The sequence below is a fragment of the Bartonella sp. AP40SXNS genome, assembly GCF_042195825.1.
In the GTDB taxonomy this organism is placed as follows: Bacteria; Pseudomonadota; Alphaproteobacteria; order Rhizobiales; family Rhizobiaceae; genus Bartonella.
Map to the genome: position 1 here is coordinate 1 of NZ_JBHIPB010000089.1, position 985 is coordinate 985.

Annotated in this window: 2 protein-coding genes and 1 pseudogene; all 3 read right to left on the bottom strand. The window is 39.4% G+C overall.

Going from position 1 to position 985, the window contains the following annotated elements:
- Positions 1 to 162: 162 nt before the first annotated feature.
- A complete protein-coding gene (locus ACFILZ_RS09895; RefSeq protein WP_375611068.1) occupies positions 163 to 291 on the bottom strand; it encodes a hypothetical protein in 129 nt (42 codons plus the stop codon).
- Positions 279 to 683, bottom strand: coding sequence for a hypothetical protein (locus ACFILZ_RS09900; protein WP_375611069.1), 405 nt, complete (start codon positions 681 to 683; stop codon positions 279 to 281). Before ACFILZ_RS09900 ends, ACFILZ_RS09895 begins: the two co-directional genes overlap by 13 nt.
- Positions 680 to 985 (bottom strand): annotated as a pseudogene (locus ACFILZ_RS09905) (filamentous hemagglutinin); the annotation flags it as partial. The gene ACFILZ_RS09900 and the pseudogene ACFILZ_RS09905, both read right to left, overlap by 4 nt.

Below are 985 nucleotides of genomic sequence, written 5' to 3' on the forward strand. Positions count from 1 at the left end.
TTTCTCCATAATGCTGGAGAAAGTGAGGGAATTGAGTTAACACATCCAGTGATACTTAACAGAGCTATACAACTCAATAGTTTTAAGATTTTCTTCATTATTCCCCTCTTTCAATGGATTTATTTACAATAAAAAAGCTCATAAGCCTGTTGATATTTCCTGTCACCGCTGCTTAAAACAACGGTGAACAATATTGAGATGATTGGTTGAGAAAACAATCCCGCCGTTCCAAGCAAAGGCAAGGATGGCAGATTGTTGATCATCACCAATAGAAACACTTAAGGTTTGCATTCAGGTGCATTTTTATATTTTTTACAAAAAGGGCTGTTTAAGCGCTTCTTGACACTGCGCTGTGGAACAACAGCGCCTGGACGACAAATGGGCAAGTTTTCGGCTTTATGGTTTACACACCATCCCCCCCCCCTTTCATCTTTATAGCGGAATCCTGATTGAACCATACAAGCATGAATTGTTGCTATTGCATTATTACTGAGCTTGCTGCTTTCTGGATCCTTATCATAAGGGGTTGGCATACCACATTCTAACAAGCCTTTTCCTACCTCAGTAAAATCTGCTCCCAGTTTCTCCCAAGCAGTCAAATATCCTGAAGGAGGTTTATTAAACTGACATCCAGCTATACTTAACAAAGTTACAGCACTTAATAATTTTACGATGTGTTTCATTTTTTACTCCATGATTTACTTAAAGGAAATTGTTCACGATGAGATGAACCATAATCATATCTACATTTATAACCTGCATCTCCAAGACAAGTATGGGAACTTATGGGATTCATGACCACTCTCCACCATTCTTTCCACATGTTACTACCAGCAGGGAGTGTCCCGTAGGTATAGCCATTGCCACCAATAATTCTGCTTACAAAGTCATATCTATTCCCATCAAAGCCAATAGTGGTTTGTTTGCCATCACTCACATAACCTAACAGACCGGATGCAACTAAAGCATTAAAGGCGGGTCCATA